This window comes from Synechococcus sp. CCAP 1479/9, assembly GCF_019038535.1.
Lineage (GTDB): Bacteria > Cyanobacteriota > Cyanobacteriia > PCC-6307 > Cyanobiaceae > Cyanobium.
In genome coordinates this window covers 1-309 of the sequence record NZ_JAFKRK010000014.1, presented here as the reverse complement: position 1 = coordinate 309, position 309 = coordinate 1, and the positions used below count along the sequence as shown (strand labels likewise).

The 309-nt window shown below is 57.3% G+C and carries 1 rRNA gene; it reads right to left on the bottom strand.

Features of this window, described 5'->3' with window-relative positions:
• Positions 1–95 precede the first annotated feature (95 nt).
• A 5S ribosomal RNA gene (gene rrf / locus KUG38_RS04250) occupies positions 96–212 on the bottom strand.
• Positions 213–309 lie beyond the last annotated feature (97 nt).

The window sequence follows — 309 nt, the reverse complement described above, 5'->3', positions numbered from 1 at the left end:
AGGGGGTTGGGCTGCAGCCACAACACACGCCAACAGAAAAGCCACCCTCCTCGGGTGGCTTCTCCTCATGGCCCCCCAAAGGGGACGGAAGTTTTACCTGGCATCGAGCTATTTTCGCAGGGGGCTACCCCCCAACTATCTTCGCCGCTGCTGCGTTTCACAACCGAGTTCGAGATGGATCGGTGTGGTTCCACAGCGCCATGGACACCAGGATAGGTCCCCCCTCTCATCACGTCAGTCGCCCGCATGATGATCCAAGGGTTGAACCCTGAAAACTGCATAGGTTAGAGACAACACGCCAGTACTTGA